2 protein-coding genes are annotated in these 1,029 nt (G+C 75.8%); both read left to right on the plus strand.

Annotated features, from left to right (window positions below; translation table 11 throughout):
• The coding region (locus tag NBW84_RS17120) for a hypothetical protein (protein ID WP_250285738.1) at positions 1-295 on the plus strand (295 nt) is incomplete at its 5' end.
• A 6-nt stretch (positions 296-301) separates the two neighbouring features.
• Positions 302-1,029: hypothetical protein (locus tag NBW84_RS17125; protein WP_250285739.1), on the plus strand; the 728-nt coding region annotated here is incomplete at its 3' end.

Below are 1,029 nucleotides of genomic sequence, written 5' to 3' on the forward strand. Positions count from 1 at the left end.
CATCGACCAGGCTGCGGTCGCCGGCCGGCTCCGTGAGCTGCTTGACGGGGACGAGACCACCGCGTGGTTCCTCCGCACGGTCCTGGAGGACGCGCCGCGCTACCGGCCGCCCTACTTCCAGCCCCGTTACCTGTACCGGCAGACCGGTGGCGCGCTCGTCCTGCCGGGCGATCCCGGCCCGGTCGAGGCCAGCCGCTACGTCTGCCCGCGCGGCGACTACGCCTGGTACCGGCCCGAAGTCGGCGCCGCGATCCCGCAATGTCCCACCCATCAGGTCCATCTGGTGCGAGGCTGACACCCGATGCTGGGGGCGTTCTGGGACGCGGTCGGGGGGAAGCTCGCCGACCGTTGGGCCGCCGTCACCGCCCCCGCGCTGGTCTTCTGGCTGGCCGGGCTCGCCGCCTGGACCCGCCACCGCGGGGATCTGCACACGCTGAGTGAACAGACCGACTGGCTGGACCGGCAGTCCCCGGCCGTGCAGACCGCCGCCATCCTCACCGTCCTGCTCGCCGTGGCAGCCTCCGGCATCCTCGTCGCCCGCACCGCCACCCCGGTGCTGCGGCTGCTGGAGGGCTACTGGCCTGCCTGGGCCGGCCCGCTCCGCCGCCGGCTGGCCGGCTGGCTCGCGGCCCGCGCCGCCGCCGACCAGGACGCCTGGCAGGCCGCCTTCGCCCGCGTCCGCCCGCCGAACACCCCCACCACCGACGAGCTCGCCGCCTACACCCGGCTGGAACGCCGCCGCCGGCGCCGCCCGGCCGCGTCCGGCTACTTCCTGCCCACCCCGATCGGGAACATCCTGCGCGCCGCCGAACGCCGCCCGCTGGACAAGTACGGCCTGGACGCGATCATCCTGTGGCCGCGGCTGTGGCCGGCGCTGCCCGAGACCACCCGCGCCGACCTGCTCGCCGCCCGCGCCAGCCTGGACGCGGCGGTCACCACCGCGGTGTGGGGGCTGCTGTTCTGCGCGTTCACCCCGTTCACCTGGCTGGCGCTGCCCGTCGGGCTCGCCGTCGCCGTCGGCAGCGTGGT

This window comes from Protofrankia sp. CiP1_Cm_nod2 (genome assembly GCF_920664355.1).
Classification (GTDB): Bacteria; Actinomycetota; Actinomycetes; order Frankiales; family Frankiaceae; genus Protofrankia.